Source organism: Ewingella allii, assembly GCF_044430645.1.
In the GTDB taxonomy this organism is placed as follows: Bacteria; Pseudomonadota; Gammaproteobacteria; order Enterobacterales; family Enterobacteriaceae; genus Ewingella; species Ewingella allii.
This window is the reverse complement of record NZ_JAWUDN010000002.1, coordinates 1-23,458: the sequence shown is the minus strand read 5'-3', so window position 1 is coordinate 23,458 and position 23,458 is coordinate 1. Positions and strand designations below refer to the sequence as shown.

22 protein-coding genes are annotated in these 23,458 nt (G+C 52.9%); 14 read left to right on the top strand and 8 right to left on the bottom strand.

From position 1 onward, the window contains the following. The first annotated feature begins 7 nt into the window (after positions 1-7). On the top strand, positions 8-511 hold the full coding sequence (locus SBO83_RS06835; RefSeq protein ID WP_396130955.1) for a multidrug/biocide efflux PACE transporter: 504 nt from the start codon (positions 8-10) through the stop codon (positions 509-511). 95 nt (positions 512-606) lie between these two features. Further along, positions 607-1,305, top strand: coding sequence for an amino acid racemase (locus SBO83_RS06830; protein ID WP_396130954.1), 699 nt, complete (start codon positions 607-609; stop codon positions 1,303-1,305). 4 nt (positions 1,306-1,309) lie between these two features. On the opposite strand, the gene SBO83_RS06825 is transcribed toward SBO83_RS06830, so the two are convergent. After that, complete coding sequence (locus SBO83_RS06825) at positions 1,310-2,575, bottom strand: ion channel protein (protein ID WP_396130953.1); 1,266 nt, start codon at positions 2,573-2,575, stop codon at positions 1,310-1,312. Positions 2,576-2,637: 62 nt separating this feature from the next. Between SBO83_RS06825 and SBO83_RS06820 the strand changes: the two genes are divergently transcribed. Beyond that, positions 2,638-2,793, top strand: coding sequence for a hypothetical protein (locus tag SBO83_RS06820; RefSeq protein WP_353502852.1), 156 nt, complete (start codon positions 2,638-2,640; stop codon positions 2,791-2,793). A gap of 92 nt (positions 2,794-2,885) precedes the next feature. After that, positions 2,886-3,851, top strand: a complete 966-nt coding sequence (gene glk / locus SBO83_RS06815) for a glucokinase (protein WP_034791967.1) — start codon at positions 2,886-2,888, stop codon at positions 3,849-3,851. Between the two features lie 45 nt (positions 3,852-3,896). On the opposite strand, the gene SBO83_RS06810 is transcribed toward glk, so the two are convergent. Together SBO83_RS06810 and SBO83_RS06805 are read right to left on the bottom strand one after the other, a co-directional pair. Beyond that, positions 3,897-4,634 (bottom strand): LytTR family transcriptional regulator DNA-binding domain-containing protein, encoded by a 738-nt coding sequence (locus SBO83_RS06810; protein ID WP_396130952.1) that lies wholly within the window; start codon positions 4,632-4,634, stop codon positions 3,897-3,899. Then, positions 4,615-6,318: a LytS/YhcK type 5TM receptor domain-containing protein gene (locus SBO83_RS06805; protein ID WP_396130951.1), complete on the bottom strand. Its 1,704-nt coding sequence runs from the start codon at positions 6,316-6,318 to the stop codon at positions 4,615-4,617. Before SBO83_RS06805 ends, SBO83_RS06810 begins: the two co-directional genes overlap by 20 nt. Before the next feature lie 138 nt (positions 6,319-6,456). Between SBO83_RS06805 and SBO83_RS06800 the strand changes: the two genes are divergently transcribed. The 4 genes from SBO83_RS06800 (at position 6,457) to SBO83_RS06785 (ending at position 9,152) form a co-directional block, all read left to right on the top strand. Beyond that, entirely contained in the window at positions 6,457-7,011 is a 555-nt protein-coding gene (locus tag SBO83_RS06800) for a GNAT family N-acetyltransferase (RefSeq protein ID WP_396130950.1), read from the top strand. Between the two features lie 131 nt (positions 7,012-7,142). Next, a complete protein-coding gene (alaC, locus tag SBO83_RS06795) occupies positions 7,143-8,357 on the top strand; it encodes an alanine transaminase (protein WP_396130949.1) in 1,215 nt (404 codons plus the stop codon). A 122-nt stretch (positions 8,358-8,479) separates the two neighbouring features. After that, positions 8,480-8,782, top strand: coding sequence for a type II toxin-antitoxin system HigB family toxin (locus SBO83_RS06790; protein ID WP_353502846.1), 303 nt, complete (start codon positions 8,480-8,482; stop codon positions 8,780-8,782). Between the two features lie 4 nt (positions 8,783-8,786). Next, positions 8,787-9,152 (top strand): helix-turn-helix domain-containing protein, encoded by a 366-nt coding sequence (locus SBO83_RS06785; RefSeq protein WP_396130948.1) that lies wholly within the window; start codon positions 8,787-8,789, stop codon positions 9,150-9,152. 92 nt (positions 9,153-9,244) lie between these two features. On the opposite strand, the gene SBO83_RS06780 is transcribed toward SBO83_RS06785, so the two are convergent. Beyond that, the gene (locus SBO83_RS06780) at positions 9,245-9,493 is read right to left on the bottom strand and encodes a CsbD family protein (protein ID WP_353502844.1); all 249 of its coding nucleotides are present in this window, start codon (positions 9,491-9,493) and stop codon (positions 9,245-9,247) included. Positions 9,494-9,756: 263 nt separating this feature from the next. Between SBO83_RS06780 and SBO83_RS06775 the strand changes: the two genes are divergently transcribed. Continuing rightward, entirely contained in the window at positions 9,757-10,155 is a 399-nt protein-coding gene (locus tag SBO83_RS06775; protein ID WP_396130947.1) for a nuclear transport factor 2 family protein, read from the top strand. 145 nt (positions 10,156-10,300) lie between these two features. Here the strand turns inward: SBO83_RS06775 and csgG are convergent, their stop codons facing one another. Genes csgG through csgD form a run of 4 tightly spaced genes read right to left on the bottom strand, consistent with a single transcriptional unit; the run spans position 10,301 to position 12,641 of the window. After that, complete coding sequence (gene csgG, locus SBO83_RS06770) at positions 10,301-11,134, bottom strand: curli production assembly/transport protein CsgG (RefSeq protein WP_353502842.1); 834 nt, start codon at positions 11,132-11,134, stop codon at positions 10,301-10,303. 51 nt (positions 11,135-11,185) lie between these two features. Further along, complete coding sequence (gene csgF, locus SBO83_RS06765; protein ID WP_396130946.1) at positions 11,186-11,590, bottom strand: curli production assembly/transport protein CsgF; 405 nt, start codon at positions 11,588-11,590, stop codon at positions 11,186-11,188. A 9-nt stretch (positions 11,591-11,599) separates the two neighbouring features. Further along, positions 11,600-11,986 (bottom strand): curli production assembly/transport protein CsgE, encoded by a 387-nt coding sequence (csgE, locus tag SBO83_RS06760; RefSeq protein WP_396131219.1) that lies wholly within the window; start codon positions 11,984-11,986, stop codon positions 11,600-11,602. Positions 11,987-11,990: 4 nt separating this feature from the next. Then, positions 11,991-12,641, bottom strand: a complete 651-nt coding sequence (gene csgD, locus SBO83_RS06755; RefSeq protein ID WP_034791950.1) for a biofilm master transcriptional regulator CsgD — start codon at positions 12,639-12,641, stop codon at positions 11,991-11,993. Between the two features lie 898 nt (positions 12,642-13,539). Between csgD and SBO83_RS06750 the strand changes: the two genes are divergently transcribed. From SBO83_RS06750 to SBO83_RS06730, 5 genes are all read left to right on the top strand, one after another. Beyond that, positions 13,540-14,067: a curlin gene (locus SBO83_RS06750; protein WP_396130945.1), complete on the top strand. Its 528-nt coding sequence runs from the start codon at positions 13,540-13,542 to the stop codon at positions 14,065-14,067. 51 nt (positions 14,068-14,118) lie between these two features. Further along, entirely contained in the window at positions 14,119-14,556 is a 438-nt protein-coding gene (locus SBO83_RS06745) for a curlin (protein WP_353502838.1), read from the top strand. An 81-nt stretch (positions 14,557-14,637) separates the two neighbouring features. After that, positions 14,638-14,967, top strand: coding sequence for a curli assembly chaperone CsgC (gene csgC / locus SBO83_RS06740; RefSeq protein ID WP_396130944.1), 330 nt, complete (start codon positions 14,638-14,640; stop codon positions 14,965-14,967). 375 nt (positions 14,968-15,342) lie between these two features. Continuing rightward, positions 15,343-17,055, top strand: a complete 1,713-nt coding sequence (locus SBO83_RS06735) for a ShlB/FhaC/HecB family hemolysin secretion/activation protein (RefSeq protein WP_396130943.1) — start codon at positions 15,343-15,345, stop codon at positions 17,053-17,055. Positions 17,056-17,072: 17 nt separating this feature from the next. Next, the coding region (locus SBO83_RS06730) for a two-partner secretion domain-containing protein (RefSeq protein ID WP_396130942.1) at positions 17,073-23,458 on the top strand (6,386 nt) is incomplete at its 3' end.

Genomic DNA, 23,458 nt, shown 5'->3' with positions numbered 1-23,458 from the left:
GGTCTTTATGTCAAAGTTAAAAACAAATACTCAACTCGCGAGTAAAAAATCTTTAGGCGAGCGCATCCTGCATGCGGTCGGTTTTGAAGCCTTAGCGGTAATGATTTCCGCGCCGATTGCAGCATGGCTGTTGAACAAGTCGATGTTTGAAATGGGCACCCTGGCGATTTTGCTCTCTACCACGGCGATGCTGTGGAACATCGTTTACAACTCGATTTTCGATCGTCTCTGGCCAGTCAGCCGCGTGGCGCGAAGCCTGAAAGTACGCGTCTGCCACGCGCTGGGCTTCGAGGGCGGATTTATATTGATGGGGCTGCCGATTGCCGCAGGCTGGTTGGGCATTTCACTGCTTAACGCCTTTATGCTGGAAATTGGCTTCTTCCTGTTCTTCCTGCCATACACCATGTTCTACAACTGGCTGTATGACACCTTGCGCCAGCGCATTGTCGAGCGCCGCGCTGCGCGTCTGGCCGATGAGTCGGCTCAGAAAGCCTGTTCAGCAAAACAGTAATTTTCTGCTCGCCGGGCGCGTCACTGTTTGTCAGCAGGGGCGCGCTCGGTTATGTTTTACCCTCACGCAAAATAGAGTCGGCAGGGTGACAGCAGATGAAAACCTTAGGATTAATTGGCGGCATGAGTTGGGAATCCACCGTGCCGTACTACCGCACCATCAATGAACACGTCAAACAGCAGCTGGGTGGATTACATTCCGCCCGGCTGTTCCTGCACAGCGTCGACTTCTACGATATTGAAAAATTACAGGCCCAGGGGGATTGGCAGCAGGCTGGTCAAGTTCTCGGTGATGCCGCACAGGCGCTGGCGCGCGCTGGGGCAGAGGTGATTGTGGTCTGTACCAACACTATGCATAAAGTGGCAGATGACATTGAGCGCATCGGCGGGCTGCCGTTGCTGCACATTGCCGACGCGACGGCGGATAAGATTAAAGCTCAGGGGCTGAAGCGCATTGGCCTGCTCGGCACCAAATTCACCATGGAGCAGGATTTCTATCGCGGCCGCCTGCAGGATAAACACCACATTGAGGTGCTGACCCCGAACGAAGCTGACCGCAATATTGTGCATCGCATCATCTATGAAGAGCTTTGTCTGGGGGAAATCAGCGACGCCTCTCGCGAAGAGTATCGCCGCATCATGGGCGAGCTAGAGCAGCAGGGGGCGGAGGGAATTATTCTCGGTTGTACGGAAATTACGCTGCTGGTCGGCCAGCAGGATGCCGGCGTGCCGGTGTTTGACACCACCGCCATCCATGCACTGGCGGCGGCGGAGTTCGCCCTTTCTGACCGTTAATCCTTTACTCGGCTTCTTTATTCTCTTGGCGGGCAGGCAGATATTTGCTGACCAGCATCAGCGGTTTGCCTGCCAGCAGCAGCCAGGCTGGCAGCATCACAATACACAGCAGCGGCAGCAGTTTCAGGCCCGGCACCACGGCAGCGGCCATAAACAGGCTCAGCCAACCGTCGCGTGTGACCACCAGTACCATGCCCATTACGGCGCAAGAAACGGTGACGGCAGCAGGCACGTCTGGCGCGTATTGATGCAGCATCAGCCCAAGGGAAACGCCGACAAACACCGCCGGGAAGATGCGCCCGCCCCTAAAGCCACAGGCGGCGGCCACCACTAGCGCGGCGAGCTTGGTCAGGGTTATCGCCAGCATCGAACTAATTTCAAATAACTGGTCCGACTCCGCCAGCTGTTTCATCTCATCCAGCCCTTTAAACAGGGTAATTTCCCCGCCAATCAGGGCCAGAAGGCCTAACACAAAGCCCCCAAGGCCGAGCATCAGGACCGGGTTTTTGATGCTGTGGAACAGGCGATGCACGTGCGGGAACAGCCAGACGGCAACCATGCCAATCGCAATCGCAATCAGCACCACCACCGAGCCGCTGAACACATCCACCAGGCGCGAAGCGTCATAAGGGTCGATATTCAAAGAGAAATCAGGCTCGAAGAACTGATCGGTGGTCAGCGCCCCCGCGCCTGCGGCGACCAGCGGCGCAAAAAGCCGGTCCCATAGCGGAATATCTTTATCTCCACCGAGCATTTGCGAAAAAATCAGCGCGGCGGCGATAGGCGTGCCGAACAGTGCGCCGATGGTGCCCGCGGCGGCTAAAATCACCCAGTCCATGGTCGGGACTTTTGGCAGCAAAAAGCGGCCCACGGCGGCGGCGAGGGCAATGTTAATCACGGTAATGGGGTATTCCGGCCCGAGGCTCACCCCTCCGGCCAGGCCCAGCATCAAGGCTAATGCCAAACCGGGAAGGGCATTGAGCGCGACGGGAGGGCCTATCAGCGATTCGGTGGCGGGGTCTGGCCCAGCGTGGCCCGGCATATACTTAATTAGCGCGCCGACGCCCAAACCGGTTAGCGTGAGCATAAATAAGGTCCAACTGGCCGAGCTGGTATCAATATGCAGAGCAGAAGGAATGTGCTGCCAGAGCAGGGTTTGCAGCGCGCCCGCCAGCAGCATAAGGGCGACCAGAATCAGGCTGGATAAGATGCCGATGACCAACGCGGGCAAAGTAAAGACCAACATCGTTTTCGCACGGGGATGCAGCATGCACATATCCTTTTATGATGAACTGCACTCGCTCGAGGCTTCAGCACAGGCTTTGTATCGTAATGATGGCTAAGAAATTGGGCATTAGCGACATTATTTTGGATGCCGCGCCGCATAAATACGCGTTGCCTCAAATGGGCGTTGCAGGCTATAGCAATTACCGCTATTTTGCCCACAATTATTCTGTAAACTTTTATAGTCCTGCAAGCGGGTTTTAACCAGCCTCAACGATTGATAATAACGGTCTTTATCGTTTTTACCCGGCCTCCAGACCAGACAGGATTAAGAATCTACTTTTTCGGAGAAGAAAATGACCAAATACTCCTTGGTGGGGGACGTCGGCGGTACTAACTGTCGTCTTGCACTGTGCGCGCTCGACAGCGGAGCCATTTCGGCTTCTAAAACCTTTTCTGGCTTGGATTACCCAAGTTTAGAAGACGTGGTGCGCGTCTATCTTGAGCAGCAAGAGCACGAAGTTAAAGACGCCTGTATTGCCATTGCCTGCCCGATCACCGGTGACTGGGTGGCGATGACCAACCACACGTGGGCATTTTCGATTGCCGAGATGAAAGCCAACCTGAAGTTGGATCATCTGGAAGTGATCAATGATTTCACCGCCGTCTCCATGGCTATCCCGATGTTGCAGGAGCAAGACCTGTTGCAGTTCGGCGGCAAAAAACCGTTAGACGGCAAGCCGGCAGTGATTTTCGGCGCGGGCACCGGCTTGGGCGTTGCCCACCTGATCCACGCTGACAAACGCTGGCTGAGCCTGCCGGGCGAGGGCGGGCATGTTGATTTCGCGCCAAACAGCGAAGAGGAGGACATCATCCTCGAGCAGCTGCGTGCCGAGATGGGCCACGTCTCCGCGGAGCGTATTCTGTCTGGTCCGGGACTGGTGAATTTGTACCGCGCGATTGTCAAAGCCGATGGCCGCGTGCCGGAGAATTTCGCCCCGAAAGATGTGACCGAGCTGGCGCTGAGTGATGAAAATCTCGACTGCCGCCGCGCACTCTCCCTATTTTGCGTAATTATGGGGCGCTTTGGCGGCAATCTGGCGCTGAATATGGGCACTTTCGGCGGCGTGTATATCGCTGGTGGCATCGTGCCGCGCTTCCTCGAGTTCTTTAAGGCCTCGGGTTTCCGTGCCGCCTTTGAAGATAAAGGCCGTTTTAAAGACTACCTGCACGACATTCCGGTCTACCTGATCACTCACGATCAGCCGGGGCTGCTGGGATCGGGGGCTTATCTGCGCCAGTCGATGGGCATGACGCTGTAATCTTGCCTCTCTTTTCTCCCCCGGCTGCGGGGGAGAATACTCTCGCTAAAACCGCATTAAGCTTCTGAATTCCTTCACTTTGCTGCGACTGACCGGCACTTCGAAGTCCAAATCGCTTAAGCGCAAAATATAGGTGTTGTTAAACCACGGCACGATTTCGCGGATTTTCGACAAATTCACACAGTAGGAGCGATGGCAGCGGAAAAAATGCTCTTCCGGCAGGCGATTGCACAGCTCGGTGATATTCATCGGCATGGTGAATTCTTCTTTGCGGGTATAGACCTGTGTCACTTTCTCCTGCGCCGCGGCGTAATAGATATCATTGATATCAGTAACAATAATCCGCTCATCTTTAATCAAATTGATGCTGTGGCTGGCGCGGTTGCTGCTGGGTGCGGGCTGGGTTAGCGCCTGTTTGTCACGTTTAAAATGCATCTCCAGCTTTTGCAGCATGGTGACAATGCGCGACTCGTGATACGGCTTGAGAATGTAGTCGAAAGCCTCGATTTCATAAGCCTCGGCGGCATGCTCTTTATAGGCAGTGATAAAGATAATGTAGGGCTTGTGCGCGAACTTGCTGATGTTCTGCGCCAGCAATACGCCGTCGAGCGACGGAATGTTGATATCGAGGAAAATCGCATCCACTTCATGGGTTTGCAGATACTTCAGCACGTCCAGTCCGTCGTCAAAGCTGGCTTCGATTTTGATTTCGCTATGCGCATTAATCAGATAACTCAGCTCCTCCTGTGCGAGGACTTCGTCTTCAACGATGATGGCTTTCATTGGTATTTTCCGAGGTGATCAAAAATGAAATTTCCGTGCCTGGCTCAAGGCGGCGGATAGTTAACCCATGGCCATACAGCAGTGAAACGCGATGGTGAACGTTGAGCAGGCCGATTTTATTGCCGGGCATTTCATTTCTCGCCACCCGGTCAATGGTTTCCTGATTTATGCCGTGTCCGGTGTCTTTAATCGACACTCTCACGTTACTGTCCTGACGCTTCACCGCAATCACCACCACCCCTTTACCGCTGCACGGCTGAATGCCGTGGACGATGGCGTTTTCAACCAGAGGTTGAATCAACAGGCTGGGGATCTGCACCGAGATATCGTCATCAATATCATAGATAACCGTCAGCTTGCTGCCAAAGCGCGCCTGCTCAATGGCGATGTAATCCTGCACCTGATGCAGCTCTTTACGCAGGTCAATCAGCTCGTCATTTAGCTCCAGATTGTAACGCAGATAGCGCGACAGATTGATGATCAGCTGGCGCGCGGTGTCAGGCCGGGCGCGGATAGACGATGAAATAGCATTCAGCGCGTTAAACAGAAAGTGTGGGTTGATTTTACTTTGCAGGGCGCGCATTTCGGCTTTATTGGCCATTTCGCGCAGTTGCTCTGCTCGCGACACTTCCATCTGGGTAGAGATAATTTGCGACAGGCCGACCGCCATCACTTTCAGCGAATAGGTGATGCGATGGGCGTGGCAGTAATAGATTTTTAGCGAGCCGGTCACTACGCCGCTCTCCCATAGAGGGATGATAATCAGCGAGTGGATCTCCGGCGTGCGGTCCACTTCATCATTGTTTTTAATGGTGATTTGACCGGACTCCAGCGTCGCTTTGGTGATATCACTGATGATCTCATGGCCGATGTTGTACTGCTCGGCGCCCACGCCAACGTAGGCCAAGATGTTTTTGGTATCGGTAATGGCCACGGCGTCAGCGTTGATATCTTCGCGGATAATACTGCAAATCTTTTCCAGCGAACGGGCGTTAATATTCGGCCCTTCAATGTGGCGGAAATAGGGCAGGGTTTTATTGGCGATGTCCAAGGCGAGTCGCGCCTGGCGGGCGGCAATCACCTCTTTTTCGTCGGCCACGCTTTGCACCAGCAGGATAATCAGGCCGATGGAGCTGGCCCCGAGGATCAGCGGCGCGGCGATGCTCATGACGATATCCACCCCCAGCGAAAACGGCTTCGCCATCAGCAAAATCAGCACCATAGTCAGGGCTTCGCACAGCATTCCGGCGGCAATCCCCACTTTCCAATGGTTAGCTTTCTTCACTTTCAGGTTGATATAGCCCGAGGTAAACCCGGCCACGATGCTGGTTATCAGACAGGGCAGCGAGGTGACGCCGTGAATGTCGATGAGATAACGGTGCGAGCCGGAAATCAGGCCAGTAATAATCCCCACCCAAGGGCCAAACAGTATTCCGCCGGACATAATGGCGATGGTGCGCACATTGATTAGCGAGCCTTCGACGTTAATCCCCGATAGGGTACCGAAAATGGCAAACAGCGAGAAAATCGCGGTAGCGGCGGCGAGTTCCAGCGCCGTGTGGTTATGGCTCTCTTTCTGTAGCAGCTTGCGAAACAGACGGGTACGAGTGAGGAAGAATAGGCAGATTAACATCAGCGCTGCGCGGTCAAAGACCGCCAGCAACATTTCAAACACTTGCGGCACGGCAGGCTCCCTGTTTTCGGCTTAGGCCCATTATAACAGGGAATTGTCTTAGGGAATGAAATGCACTAAAGCCATAAAACGCATGAATAACCAATGATTCAATTGTAAGCTGACGCGGTACCTACCCAGAGGAAAATAATGATGAAAACTCTGACGCCTTTGCAGCTCACTACTCCACGGCTGGTGATGCAACCCATTGAAAATGAAGACTGGTGGTTGTTCCAAAAGCTGTACCAAACGCCAGAGGTGATGCGCTTTATTGGTGATATCGACTCGCCCGCGCAAATTCGCAATCGCTTCGAGCAGCGCCTTGGGCACTGGGATCGCTATGCTGATTTTTGGCTCTGTCTGGTGATCCGCGAACGCGAAACCGGCGCGGCGGTGGGCCTGACCGGCTTCTTCCCCGACTGGCGGCCTTATCAGCAGGGTGAGGTGGGTTTTATCATTTCTCCCGAGCATCAGGGGAAAGGGTATGCCGTTGAATCACTGAAAGCCGTGCTGGATTTTGCTTTTGATACCTGCGGTTTTCATCGCCTGCAGGCCAACGTGCTGGAGGGCAATTTCCCCTCGCGCAGGGTGCTGGAGAAATGTGGATTCCAGCTCGAAGGCTGCCTTCGCGACAGCTACCGCATTGGCGAGGTGTGGCATAACGACTGGCTGCTGGGGATCCTTGCCGACGAGCCGCGAGGTTAATCTCTCGTTGGTTAAAAATAGGTCGTCTGGGGTATCGACAGTTTTTTCTGCCTGAGATATGTTCTTGGAAGGCCGCATCGCGGCCAGCGTCGCTCGGACGGTCCGGGCGCTCACGTATCCTTGAGGAATTTATGTCTGACTCCAGTTCTCCACGTCGTTTTTCACGTATCGATCGTCTTCCCCCTTATGTTTTTAACATTACCGCTGAATTGAAAATGGCTGCGCGACGTCGCGGCGAAGACATTATTGATTTCAGTATGGGGAACCCTGATGGCGCAACCCCGGCGCACATTGTTGAGAAAATGGTGCAGGTGGCTCAGCGCGAAGACACCCACGGTTACTCCACGTCACGCGGTATTCCACGCCTGCGCCGTGCGATTTCCCGCTGGTATGCCGATCGCTATCAGGTTGAAATCGATCCAGAAAGCGAAGCCATTGTCACCATTGGCTCGAAAGAGGGGCTGGCGCACCTGATGCTGGCAACCTTGGATCACGGTGATACTGTGTTGGTGCCAAACCCAAGTTATCCGATTCATATCTACGGCGCGGTGATTGCCGGTGCGCAGGTACGCTCGGTGCCATTAACCGACGCCGTGGATTTCTTTGCTGAACTGGAACGCGCAATTCGCGAAACCATTCCGCGTCCAAAAATGATGATCCTCGGCTTCCCGTCTAACCCAACGGCGCAATGCGTTGAGCTGGATTTCTTCGAGCGCGTGGTCGCACTGGCTAAGCAGTACAATGTGCTGGTTATCCATGATTTGGCCTATGCCGATATTGTGTATGACGGCTGGAAAGCGCCTTCTATCATGCAGGTGCCGGGCGCGAAGGACATCGCGGTCGAGTTCTTCACGCTGTCGAAAAGCTATAATATGGCGGGCTGGCGAATCGGCTTTATGGTCGGTAATCCAGAGCTGGTCAGCGCGCTGGCGAGAATCAAAAGCTACCACGACTATGGCACCTTTACTCCATTGCAGGTGGCAGCGATTGCCGCGCTGGAAGGGGATCAGCAGTGCGTCAAAGATATCGCCGAGCAGTATCGCCAGCGCCGCAACGTGCTGGTTCGCGGTCTACACGAGGCGGGCTGGATGGTCGATAACCCGAAAGCCTCAATGTACGTTTGGGCCAAGATACCACCGGCTTACGAGCATTTAGGTTCGCTGGAATTCGCAAAACGCCTGCTGGCCGATGCCAAGGTTTGCGTCTCGCCAGGTATTGGCTTCGGCGATTATGGCGATACCCACGTGCGTTTCGCCCTGATTGAAAACCAGGACCGTATCCGCCAGGCCGTGCGCGGCATTAAAGCCATGTTCCGCGCAGATGGCGTGCTCCCGGCTAAAGCTTAATAAAAGCTTCTTTTAGAATAAGGCGCCGCAATCATGCTGCGCCTTTTTTATTTCTGGAATGCGGCTTCCAAAATCCTCTCAAAACGCTTATCGTAGTCCCATATTGGGAGTAGTTTGCGGGCATGAAAATAATCTCAGTCAGCACGCTAAAAACTTTTTGGACTGCGTATCCAGACTCTGAACAGCCGTTGAAAGCATGGATTGATGAGGTCAGAAACGCAGAATGGACTACCCCCAACCATATTAAGGAGCAATTCCGCAGCGCCAGTATCTTAAAAAGCCGGCGAGTCGTTTTTAATATCAAGGGTAATGACTATCGATTGGTCGCAGCCATTGCTTATCGATTTGGTGCCATTTACATCAAGTTTATGGGTACGCATAGGCAATACGACCGCGTTGATGCCAATACTATTGAGATGGAGTGAAACCTTGGACATTCATCCGATTCGGAACGAGCAGGACTACCGCGCGGCGCTAAAAATCGTCTCACCTTTATTTGATAATGAGCCAGAGCCCGGCACGCCTGAAGGGGACTTCTTTGAGGTGATGATCACCTTGATTGAAGCTTATGAACTTAAGCATTTTCCTGTCGATCTGCCCGATCCTATTGAAGCAATCAAATTTAGGATGGAGCAGTCTGGCCTAACCGCCAAGGATCTACAGCCGGCCATCGGGCGTACAAACCGGGTTTACGAGGTGCTAAATGGTAAACGAAAACTCACCTTGCCAATGATTTGGAAGTTGCATACGTTGTTTGGCATTCCGGCAGAAAGCCTCATCAAACCCAGCAATTAGCCCCAAAACAACAACAAAAAACCCGGCATTGGCCGGGTTTTTTTATGGCATAAATTCATGCCTTGCTCATGCTTATCGAGCAAACAGGCTGATTATTTACGGCCTGTCAGTTTAGCCAGCAGGAAACCTACACCGGCGGCAATAAGCAGGGCCGGTACTGGGTTGTCTGAGGTTTGGCGCTTCACGGTATCCACGGCGTCGTTCACCGCATAGGATGCCTGAGAAAGATTTTTGCGGACTACGCCTTCTGCTTGCAGACCATGATCTTCCGTTGCGCGACCAAACTGTTCCTGACCTTTGCCAACCAGCTCTTCAGCTTTATCTTTCGCTTTATCAAACATAAGCAGTTCCTTTTGTCTGGAGGGCGAGCAACATGCCAGCCCAACGCACTTCAATGAATAAAAGTGTCATACCTCATTAACTGTAGACCATGAATTGAAGGCAACAGGGGCCGATTTGCTGAGAGTTATCTTAAATCTTAGGTGAAAGCAGCAAAATTGAAGCGTTTCACTAGTCTTAGTCAGGTGGTCTTAGATTTCACTCATTGAGTGATAAGAGGGGAAAAATGACACAGGACGCGCTAAAAAAAAGTCGTATAGAGATTGTGAAACAGTTTTATAGCAAGCTGGATCAGGCAGATGCGACACTGTTGGATCTGTTTACCGAGGACACTGAAGTGTTTTTCCCAAAATTTGGTACAGCAAAGGGAAAGTCATCGCTGGGCGAACTGGGCAAATGCTTCGCGTTGGAAATCGATAAAATTCAGCACATGCAGGATAAATTTCGTTTTATCACGGATGGAGATACGCTGGTGGTTGAGGGACAAATGCGCGGCGTGATGCAAAGCGGCGAACGCTGGCCCACGGCCGAGGCGGGAAGTCACCACTTCTGCGCGGTATTTGAATTTAATGAGCTGTTGATTCAGCGCCTGAGTATTTATCTCGATCCGGATTTCAATTTGGAAGATAAAAAACGGGTCAATAATTACCAGCAGTCTGAATAACATTTCGAGTCAATACTGAGCAAAAAAATGAAAGGAAACCCGCCTCAATCGTTGGGTTTCCTTTCGCCAACTACTGCCAAAACCCGGCGTCATCACGCTACAGGGGATCCGATTTTCTGGGATAACGTGAATCAATTTCTCCAGATTAAGAGGCAATAGGGACAATCAGGTTCTTATACTTTTCGAGCACCGGTGCCTTGGCGTCCTGCGGATTTTGCAGCTGCCACAGGTTGCGGCTAATACCGTCATTCACCAGATAAATCACGCCGGTTTCAATCGCCGACATCAGGCAAAGCATCACAGGTTCATTGGTGGTGTAGCCTAATTCTCCTTCCAGTAATCGTTGATAATCGACAAATCGGAAGACACCGGCCTGCACCTCATAAGACAAAATGGTTTTGCTGGTATTTACCGATGAAAGAACTTCCCCGGTATTGACGTCGACGGCGCGCAGGTTCACGGCTATCTGGTCTAACTGGTACTGCGTGCTGGCCCCGATACCGAAATATCTGGCACCAACTCCGCCGGATTTCACATTGCTTTCGTAGCCAATGATTGACCCTTCAATCAAAATATTCGCCGCCACCAGTGAGGAGAGGGCGCGGGCATTATTCTCTGCCACGCTGCCGTTTTCCTGCGCGGCGCGGATAATTTTGCGTTCATTCAACAGGTTCTGTAGCCCCTGGCGTTCAAGGGGGATAAACCATTTTGAATCCTTAAGTGCCGACACCAGCATGGCGGTGGCACTTTGCGGGACGGCGGTGGAGAAGTTACTCGCCGGATAGGGTTTAAACTGTCCCGTTTCATCCTGAATGTTGTAAACCGAGACAAAAATCTTGCCGCGCGCCGGTGGCAAGTTAGTCAGGTCCTGATAGCTCTGGGCTCGCGGCAGCAAGGTGGGTTTTGCTGCTTGATCTGGTGGTGCAGTCAAACACCCTGTGAGGGCAAAAATCATCAGAAATAGAAACAAACTGCGCATAGTGGCCTTCCCGCTGCTGTGATTGGCGATGTTTAGGTGAATTTTTTGGTTTTAATTCGAGCCACTGATGCCCTGAACCTGAATGGTCGAAATCTTTCCTGTTTTACGATCGGTGACGTTCATCACCAGCTGACCGTCGGTGTTTTGCACATCGACAATAAAATCTTGAGTCACCATTCGCCCCGGCTTGCCCTGATTCACATTGCCCATCAGGGTTCCCAGCAGCTGCGACTGTAAGGCAGAGGTGAAGTTGTCCAGCGCCGACGGGTTATAAGCATCGAAGTTATAGCCGTTGGGATCTTTGTATGAGTTCTGCGCATTGGCCGAATTCAGCAAAAAAGCACCATTGTTCGGGTTGCCGCCAAAGTTGGGATTCACAAACTGATGCACCATATTTCCCGCCCATGAGAGAGGGGAGAAAAGGAACAGCGATAAAAGCGCGACAGATATTTTCACGGTAAGCTCCTAGAATTCATCGCCGGTGAGATCACCGGTGCCCAATAAGGCTTTGTCGATTTGGCGGCGTGACAGGGCTTCATGCACACTGGCCACGGCGGTATCGACCTCTTTGCTAAAATTGCGGCGGTTGGGAAACAGCAATATTTGATACAGCGTGTCTTGCCCAACCTTGATGCTTATCCAGCTTCCCCAGCGGGCGCTTGGCCGTTCGCTGATGGTGATTGTCTCGGCATAATTAATATCCCAGCGATCAGCAAAACCGCGGTAGAAGTCGTGACCCACGGAGGTCACCGTGTGGTCAGTTACCAAGCCAGGGTCTTTAATTTCTGCCGCATTGGCAGTCTGGCCTAACACTAATGTCAGGCCGAAAAGCAGACAGATGACGAATTTCATCATGTCAGCGCTTTAAATTGTCGTTAGCCCAAGAGACGGCCTGAGTCCGGTTTTTGACGGAAAGCTTGCGGAACAAATTGTATAAATGCGTTTTGACCGTGTTCTCACTAATAAAGAGCAGCCGGGCAATTTCAGTATTTGAAGCGCCCACGCGCAGCTTATTTAAGATCTCTTGTTCCCTATGGGTTAGGCCGGTTTCACTATGATTGAGATAGCGATATTGCCCTGACTGACTAATGAGGTAGCTGGCAAAGCCTTGAGTGAAATAACATTCTCCATTGAGTACGTTGTTAATACCTTCAACCAGTTTATTTTCCTCCGTAGAGTTATAGAATACGGCGCTAATGCGCGGCCAGGCTTCTATTTCTCTAAACTGATAATCACTCGGAGTATTAAATAATAAAAGCTTCACATTATCGTCATAGCGACGAATGACGGATTGCCATAAGACAACCTGTCGCTGGTCTGCTTCCATCATGTCAAACAATATGAGTGCCTGGTTTAATGAATCATCTTCTAGTGTCTTATTAATGTTATGCAGTTTAGTGTTGACACTTAACTGATGTTTTAACTGCTGCAATAAAGCACTGGCCTGAAGTGACGGCTTAGTAATTAACAATAAAAGGTTGTTATTTAATATTGCTTCATTAGTCATAATGAAACCCCACCTAATTTTTTTGACAGCCTACAGATGCCTTATAAATGAAGGCATTAAATAGGTTGCTTTGCTGCTGGATGTAGCATGTGCAAGCCCGTGGCGTATTAACCAAAAAAGTAAATAAAACCGGAAAAGTTAAATAACCACTACACACGCAAGTTTGTCATTATTAGAAATAGGATTTTTCCTACATCATCAATCTATCCATTGGACACTCTAAATCAAGGCTTATTTGTGTTTCAAAATGTAACTGAAAATGTGCAAATTTTACTTCGCACTGTTGTGATTAGAAGCAGCCAATCTGTTAAACGCCCTTAACCTATCCTGCCGTATGTTTACCTCAAACTGGCAACTAACTACTGCTAATTCATTCGCCTAGCGGGCAGTTTGATGTACTGGTTAAGCTGATGAGGTGAGTTTTTCTTCTGCTTTATCTCAAATATTGGTCTTGGTTTAGTATTTCCATAACTGGTTTGACCTCGCGATCTGACGCTACTTCGCAGTCTTCACCCTCTAAAAAAGGTGACAGTATATTCAATATCAGCTGTAACCCTCATAGGCAGAGATAAATTTTTCGTCTTCTCAGGCTACGTATTTGATCAGGGTAATGACAGATTTAATAAATTGTATGATAAATGAGGTTGAGCGGATTCTAGGTTAGTTACGCACCTTGATTAATTATTTTCGAAATTTCAGGTTGATGGAATTACGGGGTTTTTTACTCTTTACCTCATGCTTTCTGATGAGTCTTAAATGAAAAATACGACTTACAGGTGAGTTTTTTATTTTTACGACTATCCATACTCAATTCGTCCAGTAAACAATTCTGGCTTTCTCGATGTGTTTGTCGATTGTCATTTTCATAATGCAGAAGAAAGTCAATCAGGGCTGAAATATGAAAAAAATGATTTTTACCGTTGCGCTGCTTTCATTACCTCTTATTACCATGGCGCAACTGAACGATCTCGCCCACAGTGAATTGGGCTTTAGCGCCAACATCAGTGATATTTACTATTACAGCAATTCGTTTGATAACGCCGTTGTGGGGGGCTATACATCCTCGGGCAATGCCGCTTTTATTTTGCAAAAAGGCAATGGCAATACGGCTACTACCCAACAAAATGGGAACAGCAATCGGGCGAATATTACGCAATTTAACAATGATAATAATGCGATTGTTAATCAGCGAGGGAATGGTAACGCGGCCGATATTATGCAAAGCGGCAGTGAAAATACCGCCGTGATTGCCCAGCTTGGAAATAGCAGTTCTGCATCTATTGAACAAAAAGATTTTGGCAATACCGCCGTTATTCTCCAGCGAGGTAGCCGGAGCGTGACGCAAATTAGCCAAAGTGGTACGGACCGGTCAGCCGGTGTCGTACAAAATTCGTCAGGAATGGCGATCAGAGTCACACAGCGTTAATCACTTTGTCTCAAATGAAGATCATCCAACTTTAACCAATGGGGTAGCATCATGAATCTTTTAAAAATTGTGGCAGTATCTGCGTTAGTGATCAGTGGCAGTGCATTGGCAACAACGCCTCCAACCTCTTCTCTGCCAGTATTTCAGACCACCAACTGGAACGCTGAAATTCAAATTTATCAGGCTGGTACGGCTAACCGTGCTCAGGCTAACCAAAGCGGCGTCTCTAAATCGCTGACGTCGATTGACCAGCGCGGCTCACAAAACAAAGTTGGCAGCAACCAAACGGGCAACAACAGTCTGGTAAAAGTCTCCCAGGCCGGTGACTGGAACAACGCCAACGTGTTGCAGGCCGCCAGCAGCAGCATTACCCAAATCAGCCAAAACGGTACGGGTAACTACGCGCAGTCGAATCAATACGCCAACGGCAGTCTGGCGAATATCCAACAGTACGGTACCGGCAATCAGGCTTACGCTAGCCAGCACTGATTCCCCTGACGTTATTGTCATGCAGTTTGTTCGTCGCATAACAGGGCCTATGCCCTGTTATGCTTTATATAAGGAGGAACAATGCAGCTATTGTTGATTGCCGCCGTCATGTCGAACCAACTGTGGTTCGACACCCAAACTGAGGCCGATGTCTATATTGTCCGGCCCATGGCGACCCTGAGCCAAAACTGCACCTGTCAGGTTTCCATGGCCGTCTCACATCGCGCCGAGCAGGGGCAGAGCACCAGCCGCCAGCAGGGCAGTATCAACCTCGCCGCGAACAAAACCCTCTCTCTCGGGCAGATGCGCATCGCGATGCAAAAAGGGGATTGGACCCAGGTGACGGTCACGTTAACCGATGGTCAGGGCTTAAGGCTGGAGAGGCAAATCATTGTGCCAAATAATAGTTAATAGTGAGTGAGAACTAAGGGGAATGTATTTTTTCAATGAATAACTGACTGGGTTAATATTTTAATAACTTTATTAATGATCAATATATATATTCAAGGTGATGCATATATTGATAGTGGTTTTTTTCGGGCTTGGTAAGGCTTGTATTCAACCAGAATTACATTGTTATTTTTGATTTTAGTTATTTAAAATCAAGTGGTTGTGATTTTTATGTTAACGATTTCAATAAGTTGAACATTAATTTCTCTCCTAACTTTTCTGGATTGTTTCTTTTGATAAAGAAAATAAAAGATATCGTAAATTGACTTCGCATGGTCATAATGTAGCTGGATTAAGGATGATTTACCCATGGATTAATAATAAGGATGTTTTTACGTGCGCAGCCCCGCTATAAATATTGCCTGCCAGTCGCTGATTATTTCCCTCAGTCTATTTATTGCCAGCAGCTATGCTGAGCCTCTTACTGGCCTCGCTCCTTTTAGTGAAGCAGGGGGTCAACAATTTATTCATCAGCAGGAGCAGCAACGCGCTCTGCAGCAGAGCCTGACCCCCCAGGCACCAGATGTCCGTCTTTCTCCCCCTCCCAGCAGTTTTGGCCGCATCAATTTTCCGCAGGAAACCCCGTGTTTTACCCTCTCCCAAGTCCGGCTGAGTGGTACCGAGGCCTTGCCGCATTGGCTGCCGCTACAGCACATCAGCAATCAAGCCGTAGGCAAATGCTTGGGGGGGAAAGGCATCAACCTGTTGATGAGTACTCTGCAGAACAGGTTAGTGGATCACGGGTATATCACCACCCGCGTGCTGGCTCCGTCGCAGGATCTGAAAAGCGGCGTGCTGCAGCTGGTAGTGGTGTCCGGCAAGACCCGTCAGGTGAAATTAACGCCAGACAGCGACCATTACGTCACGCTCTACAGCGCATTTCCTGCCCATCAAGATCAGCTATTAGATTTACGCGATATCGAGCAGGGCTTAGAGAATCTGCAGCGCCTGCCGACGGTGCAGGCTGACATGGAAATCCTTCCCGGCGAGCAGCCGGGTGAAAGTGATATTGCGCTGCGCTGGAAGCAGGAAAAAATGTGGCGCGTCGCGGCGGGCCTTGATGACTCAGGCACGCGCAGCACCGGCCGCTATCAGGGCACCGCGACCTTATCGCTGGATAATCCCTTTGCCCTTAGCGACCTGTTCTATATCTCCGGCACCAGCAGCCTGCCTCATAAAAGCGGCAAGAGCACCGGCAACGTCACCGGGCACTATTCAGTGCCTTTCGGCTACTGGATGTTTGGCCTGACGGCCAATAGTTACGAATACAACCAGACCACCGCCGGGCTTAATAGCGATTATCGCTATCGCGGTAAAAGTAAAAATCTCGATTTCCAAGTTAGCCGCATATTGCATCGCAACGGTAGCCAGAAGACCACGCTGACCTATGACGTGCTGGCGCGCGAGTCCAGAAACTACGTCAATGATACTGAAATCGAAGTGCAGCGCAGGCAAACGGCGGCGTGGCGCTTGGGCTTACAGCATCGTCACTATATTTCGCAAGCCACCCTTGACACGGGCATTAGCTATCAGCGCGGTACCCGATGGTTTGGCGCTACGCCTGCGCCGGAAGAGTATGGCGGCTACGCGACGGCGCTAAGCAAAATCGTCCAGCTTTCCGCCCAGCTTGATGTGCCTTTTGCCATCGCCAATCAGAAATTTCGCTACAACGTGCAGTATCAGCGCCAGTACACCGACACTCACCTGACGCCTCAGGATCAATTTGCTATCGGTAACCGCTGGACGGTACGCGGCTTCGACGGTGAACTCACCCTGAATGCCGATCGCGGCTGGTTTGTGCGTAACGACCTGGCATGGGTGACGCCGCTGCCTTCCCAGGAGCTTTATCTTGGGGTGGACTATGGCGAAGTGGGCGGCAACGGCACGCAATATTTGGTGGGCAATCACTTAGCGGGCGGCGCAGTTGGGGTGCGTGGCAGAGCTTTCAGGGTCGGTTATGACCTGTTCGCCTCGGTGCCTTTCTCCAAACCTGACGGTTTCTCAACGGATCCCGTCTCGCTGGGCTTCAACCTCAACTGGTCGTATTAGGGTAAGGACACTCTGCCATGAACAAACATCTCTATCGCATCATTTTTAATAAAGCCCGTGGCCTGTTAATGGTGGTGGCGGAAATTGCTTCGGCAGGCCGAGAGGGTGGACGCCGCGTGCGCCGCAGCAAGACGGCTATACGCCAATGTCGCTTGAGCAGCCTGTCCTGCGCCATGCTGGCGCTCTTTGGATCGGTGGTGCTGGTCAATAGTGCTCAGGCGGGGATCGTGGCCGATGGTCAGGCGCCGAGTAACCAGCAGCCGAATATCGTCAGCACTGCCAACGGCACCCCGCAGGTCAATATTCAAACTCCAAGCGAAGGGGGCGTTTCCCGCAACACCTACAGCCAGTTCGACGTCGATCAAAAAGGGGTGATCCTTAATAACTCGCGAAATAACGTGGCGACGCAGCAGGGCGGTATGGTGCAGGGGAACCCTTGGCTGGCGCGCGGCGAGGCGAAAGTGATCCTCAATGAGGTCAACTCGCGCGACCCGAGCCAGCTTAACGGCTATGTCGAAGTCGCAGGCCGTCAGGCACAGGTCGTGATCGCCAACCCGGCGGGGATCACCTGTAACGGCTGCGGCTTCATCAATGCTAATCGCGCCACCATGACCACCGGGCAGGCTCAGCTCAACAATGGCCAGCTCACCGGGTTTGATGTTGAACGGGGCGAAATCGTGATCCAGGGCGCGGGAATGGACAGCAGCCGTCAGGATTACACGGACATCATCGCCCGCTCGGTGAAAATTAACGCCAACTTAGTGGCGAAAGATCTCAAGGTGACGGCAGGCCGCAACAAGGTGGATGTTGATCATCAGCAAATCGATAAAAAAGCCGCGGACGGTTCACCACGGCCGATGATGGCGGTAGACGTCGCCCAGCTCGGCGGCATGTACGCCAATAAAATTCGCCTGATCGGCACCGAAGACGGCGTCGGGGTGCATAACGCCGGTAATATCGGCGCGCAGGCGGGCACTCTGGTGGTCACTGCCGATGGCCGTATTGAAAACAGCGGGCAGATGAGCGGCCAGGCGGGCGTCACTATTGCTGCTAACGGCGCGATGGAAAACAGCGGCGCGGTGCGTTCCGGCGCCGATGCCAACCTGATTGCGACGGGCGATCTGCACAATAGCGGCGCAATCACCGCCAATAACCATCTGCAAACGAAAAGCGCGACGTTAAATAGCGAGCAGGGAAGCGTGCTGGCGGCGGGTGTTAATCAGGACGGTAAGCTGGCAGGAAGTAGCAATCTCACCCTCGATGCCTCGGGGCAGTTACGAGCTCAGGGGCAAAACTTGGCCTCCGGCGATCTGACAGCTCGCGGGCAGGGCGTCGATGTGCGCCATAGCTCGACCAGCGGCAATAACGTCACTCTGGACGCCGGGCAGGACAATCTGCAGACCGGCAGCGCGCAGGTTGCGGCGCAACAGCAGTTGACCGCGCGCAGTGGCAAAATGCTCAATAACGACGGTGGAAAGCTGCTCGGTGATAAGCTAAATATCAGAGCGGGCTCCCTTTCTAACCAGCAAGGCGCTATTTCGCAATTGGGCAGTGATTCCCTGCAACTCTCCCATCAAGGCTCCCTTAATAATCGTGGCGGCAGCATTGCCAGCAACGGCAAAGATCTCAAAATCAAAGCCTCGCAGATCAACAATCAGGGCGGCAAAATCTTGCACGCCGCCGACGGCGACCTGTCACTGGAAAGCGCCAGTCTGCAAGGGGAGCAGGGCCAGATGCTCTCCAACGGTCATTTGACCATTAACAGCGGCGATGTCCTGCTGGATGGCGGCATCACCTCTGCCGATCAATTCACTCTGACGGCTAATCGACTCTCTAACCGCGAAGGCAAAATCTTGCAGACCGGCAGCGGCGCGATGACGCTCAAGGTGTTTGACGGCGTGGACAATCAGGCTGGGCAAATTGCGGGCAATGGCAATCTCGACCTGAAAGCCGCCAGCCTGAATAACCAGCAAGGGCAGCTCGGCGCGGGGCAAACGCTTACCCTCAATACTGGCACGCTGAGTAACCAGCAGGGGAACATTGCAGCACTTGGCGATATGCAGTTGACCAGCGTCGGGCTAAACAATGACGGCGGGCTGGTGCAGTCGGGCGGCGGTATGGCTCTTGAGCTTCAGGGTGGAGCCTTAAGTAACCGCAATAGTGGCGATAATCGCGGGATTGTTAGCCGTGGGCCGATGTCGATCAACAGCGGTTCACTCGACAACCAGCAAGGGTTTATCGCAGCAACGGGCGATTTACGGCTGACCTCCGCTGATTTCAACAATCTCAACGGCACGCTGGCAAGCGACGGTGAACTGAACCTGACGACCGGGCAATTCACTAATCAGCAGGGGCTGGTGCAGGCCGCCCATAACTTAAGTTTCAATAGCCGGAATCAGGCAGTTGATAACACCAACGGCGTCCTGAGCGCCGGTAAAAACCTGAATTTATTGACCGGTGCGTTGCTTAATCAGGCCGGACAGATCCGCACCGGCGGTGATGCCAGCATCAATACGCAGGGGCAGGCGCTGAATAACGCGCAGGGTAATATTGCCGCAGGCGGAAATGCTCAACTTGATATTGCCGGGCTGAACAACCGGGGCGGGAAACTTCAGGCGGCGGGCAATGCCTTGATCAATGCCTTTAACGGCCTGGTGGATAATACCGCCGGTTTGATTCGCAGCGGCGCGACGGCTACCGTAAACGCCGCGCAGATCGCCAACCGTGATACCAAAGCTCAGGACACCGGGCTTGAAGGCCAATCGGTTCGCCTGAGCAGCGACTACCTCGACAACACCCAAGGCGCGCTGCGCGCCAATGACCTGCTGGATATCCATACCGGCTCGCTAAACAATGCCCAAGGCCTACTCTCTTCCGCCGATACCTTAACGCTGGCTGGCAATGGGCTGGCGCTGAGCAACACCGGCGGCACGCTGATTGCCGGTAAAAACCTGCAATTATCGGCCTCGTCAGTGACCGGCGACGGCAGCCTGCTGTCGCAAGGGGCGATGACGCTGAATCTGGCTCAGGGGTTCAACAACCAAGGCGACGTGATTGCTAACGGCGACCTGAATTTCAATATCGGTCAGGGGCTGGAAAACAGCGCGCTGATCAAAGCCGGTGGCACGCTCAACCTCAACGCCGCCAGTGTAAACAATGGCGCAACCGGGGAGATCAGTGCCGCGCAGAACCATATTCTGACCTCGGGCGACGTCACTAACCGTGGGCTTATCGACGGCAACTTGACCCATATTCAGTCGGCGACGCTGAACAATATTGGCAGCGGGCGCATCTATGGCGACCATATCGCCTTGCAGGCCGGCACCCTCAATAATTTGGCGGAAAACGGCACCGCGGCGACGATTGCCGCCCGCGATCGTCTGGATATCGGCGCGCAGACCATCAACAACCGCGACCATGGCCTGATTTTCAGCGCTGGCGACGTGGCCGTGGGCGGGCAGCTAAACGACCAGTGGCGGGCAACCGGTCAGGCGTCAGTGTTCAACAACAACAGCTCGACGCTGGAGTCGGTGGGCAACATGGTGTTGAACATCGGCGAAATAAACAATCTCAACGATCACTTCGAAACGGAAGTGGTGGTGACAGAGGATTCGCCGCATCACGAGGCGGTGTTAAAAGGTTCGACTCAACGCTATGACTGGAGTGACGTTGATACATCATGGAAAAACAAGTACGACGTTCATGATGCGATCATGCCCGATGGCTCGCGCAGCAATGAGTTTTATGAATACCAGTACCAGCGCACCATCAAGGAAACACAGGTAAAACAGAGCGATCCGGGGCAAATCATCGCCGGGGGTGATCTGACTATCTACAGCAACCAGCTTAATAACATTAATAGCCGCGTGATGGCTGGTGGCACCTTGGGTGGACAAATCGACGTTCCCAATAACGTCAGCACGCCAGGTGAGCGCACCATTACGGATGTCGGAACCCAGACCCGCTGGTACGCGAAAAAAACCAAACGCCGTTTTGGTGGCACCAAGACCTCACAAGGCAAGGACAGCAATAAATACAGCCCTGATGTCATCATTCAAGCTGTTGATTTAAAAGCAATGGTCTATGCCGAGCATACCCAGATAACGGGCAGCGGCACCACCATTGCCGGGCGGGATACATCGACGCTTAATCAGCAGGCGGGCAGCGCGGGCGCGGTGAATAATGGGTCGACGCTTCAGCCCATCAACCCTCCCGCCGGGCAGATATTTGAGATCCAGCCGAAGAATAATCTGGACACAGTTGTGCGCATCACCAGCCCGGACCTCACGCTGCCGGACAACAGCCTGTTCCAGCTGCACGGCGACGTGACCAGCCATTACCTGATCGAGACTGACCCGCGCTTCACCAACCAGAAGCAGTGGCTCGCCAGTGACTATATGCAGAATGCCCTTGGCCAAGATCCCGATCATATGTTGAAGCGTTTGGGTGACGGCTTCTACGAACAGCGGCTGATCCGCCAGCAAATTGCCGACCTCACCGGCCAGCGTTATCTGGCGGGATATAACAACGATACGGATCAGTACAAAGCCTTGATGGACGCGGGTATCGCTTTTGGGAAGCAGTACAACCTGATGCTAGGCGTGGCGCTCACTCCGGCACAGATGGCCTTACTGACCAGCGATATGGTGTGGCTGGTCAAGCAGGATGTGACGCTGCCGAACGGCTCCGTGCAAAGCGTGCTGGTACCGCAGGTTTATGCGCGAGTGAAAAAAGGCGATCTTGATGGCAGCGGGGCGCTGCTCTCAGGTAACAATCTAGTGCTAAATAGCCAGAATGACTTAACCAACAGCGGCAAAATTCTTGGCCGGGAAGTGACGCAGATTAATGCCGATACGCTCAACAACGGTGGTTTTATCGGCGGGAATCAGGTCAATATCAATGCTCGCACCGACATCAACAACCTCGGCGGCACCCTGCAAGGTGGCGACAGTCTGGTGGCGATTGCCGGGCGCGACATTAATGTCAGCAGCACCCTCGCGGGCAACGATGCGAATCGATATCTCGACCGCGCGGCGGGTATCTATGTGCAGAACGACGGAGGTAAACTTGGCCTGCAGGCCTTGAATAATATCAACCTGACGGCGGCGCAAATCAGCAACACCGGCGCGGACAGTCATACCAAGATCATTGCGGGCAATGACCTCAACCTTGCGACTCTCAATACGATGCATACTGAGAACAGCGACTGGGGCAAAGATAACTATCGTCACCTGACTCAGAACCAAGACGTGGGTACGCAGATCAACGTCGGCGGTAACCTTGGCCTGAGCGCGGGGTATGACCTGAATGCCAAAGCCGCGTCGGTGACCGCCAAAGACAGCATCACGGCGGTGGCGGGTAACGACATCAACCTGACCGCCGGTAATGACTCATATCATCTGACCGAGCATAGCAAGCAGAGCAGCAAAGGCATGCTTTCCAGCATGTCGCTGGAGACGCACGACGAAGTGCGTAACCAGAGTGCGCTGGGCAGCAATATCAGTGGCGACAGCGTCACCCTGCAGGCGGGGAATAACCTGCTGGTGCAGGGCAGCAAAGTGGCGGGTACTCGCGACGTGAACCTGCTGGCGGGCAACGACCTCAACATCACCGCCGCCGACCAGTCGCGTCAGGAAACGCACCTGCGCGAAGAGAAGAAAACCGGCCTGTCCGGCACGGGCGGCGTTGGGGTGAGCTATGGCAAGCAGAGCACCAAAATTACCGATGACGGCAGAACCCAGACCAGCGCGGGCAGCACCGTCGGCAGTACGCATGGCAACGTCAACCTCAGCGCGGGCAAAGGCCTGACGGTAAAAGGCTCGGATGTCTTGGGGGGCAAAGACCTCAATCTGACGGGCAAAGAGGTCAACATTCTGGCGGCGGATAACCAGAGCGTGCAGACCCACACCGTTGAGCAAAAACAGAGCGGGCTGACGCTGGCACTGTCCGGCGCGGTAGGCAGCGCCATCAACAGCGCGGTGTCCAGCGCCAACGACGCCAGCACCGCCAGCAGCGGGCGTCTGGCCGCGCTGGATGGCATCAAGTCAGCCCTCGGTGGCGTGCAGGCGTATCAGGCCTCGCAGCTCGGCGAGGCGCAGGGCCAGGACCAGCAGAGCCTGTTTGGCGTCAACCTCTCCTATGGCAGCCAGTCGTCCAAGTCGGAGCAGACCCAGACCAACAGCCAGAGTCAGGGCAGCACCCTGACGGCGGGGAACAACCTCAACATCCGCGCCACGGATACCGACATTAACGTGCAGGGCGGCCAGCTGCAGGCGGGCAAAGATATGGGCCTGATGGCCAACCGCGACGTGAACCTGATTTCGGCTACCAACACCTCGGTGCTGGACGGTAAAAATGAGAGCCACGGCGGCTCGGTGGGCGTCGGCTTAAACTTCGGCGGCAG

What these genes read in the sequence shown, in the direction of transcription:
- SBO83_RS06835 (WP_396130955.1), top strand. Translation starts at nt 8, where the DNA reads ATGTCAAAGTTAAAAACAAATACTCAACTCGCGAGTAAAAAATCTTTA.
- SBO83_RS06830 (WP_396130954.1), top strand. Translation starts at nt 607, where the DNA reads ATGAAAACCTTAGGATTAATTGGCGGCATGAGTTGGGAATCCACCGTG.
- SBO83_RS06825 (WP_396130953.1), bottom strand. Translation starts at nt 2,575, where the DNA reads ATGCTGCATCCCCGTGCGAAAACGATGTTGGTCTTTACTTTGCCCGCG.
- SBO83_RS06820 (WP_353502852.1), top strand. Translation starts at nt 2,638, where the DNA reads ATGATGGCTAAGAAATTGGGCATTAGCGACATTATTTTGGATGCCGCG.
- glk (WP_034791967.1), top strand. Translation starts at nt 2,886, where the DNA reads ATGACCAAATACTCCTTGGTGGGGGACGTCGGCGGTACTAACTGTCGT.
- SBO83_RS06810 (WP_396130952.1), bottom strand. Translation starts at nt 4,634, where the DNA reads ATGAAAGCCATCATCGTTGAAGACGAAGTCCTCGCACAGGAGGAGCTG.
- SBO83_RS06800 (WP_396130950.1), top strand. Translation starts at nt 6,457, where the DNA reads ATGATGAAAACTCTGACGCCTTTGCAGCTCACTACTCCACGGCTGGTG.
- alaC (WP_396130949.1), top strand. Translation starts at nt 7,143, where the DNA reads ATGTCTGACTCCAGTTCTCCACGTCGTTTTTCACGTATCGATCGTCTT.
- SBO83_RS06790 (WP_353502846.1), top strand. Translation starts at nt 8,480, where the DNA reads ATGAAAATAATCTCAGTCAGCACGCTAAAAACTTTTTGGACTGCGTAT.
- SBO83_RS06780 (WP_353502844.1), bottom strand. Translation starts at nt 9,493, where the DNA reads ATGTTTGATAAAGCGAAAGATAAAGCTGAAGAGCTGGTTGGCAAAGGT.
- csgG (WP_353502842.1), bottom strand. Translation starts at nt 11,134, where the DNA reads ATGCGCAGTTTGTTTCTATTTCTGATGATTTTTGCCCTCACAGGGTGT.
- csgE (WP_396131219.1), bottom strand. Translation starts at nt 11,986, where the DNA reads ATGAAATTCGTCATCTGTCTGCTTTTCGGCCTGACATTAGTGTTAGGC.
- csgD (WP_034791950.1), bottom strand. Translation starts at nt 12,641, where the DNA reads ATGACTAATGAAGCAATATTAAATAACAACCTTTTATTGTTAATTACT.
- SBO83_RS06750 (WP_396130945.1), top strand. Translation starts at nt 13,540, where the DNA reads ATGAAAAAAATGATTTTTACCGTTGCGCTGCTTTCATTACCTCTTATT.
- SBO83_RS06745 (WP_353502838.1), top strand. Translation starts at nt 14,119, where the DNA reads ATGAATCTTTTAAAAATTGTGGCAGTATCTGCGTTAGTGATCAGTGGC.
- csgC (WP_396130944.1), top strand. Translation starts at nt 14,638, where the DNA reads ATGCAGCTATTGTTGATTGCCGCCGTCATGTCGAACCAACTGTGGTTC.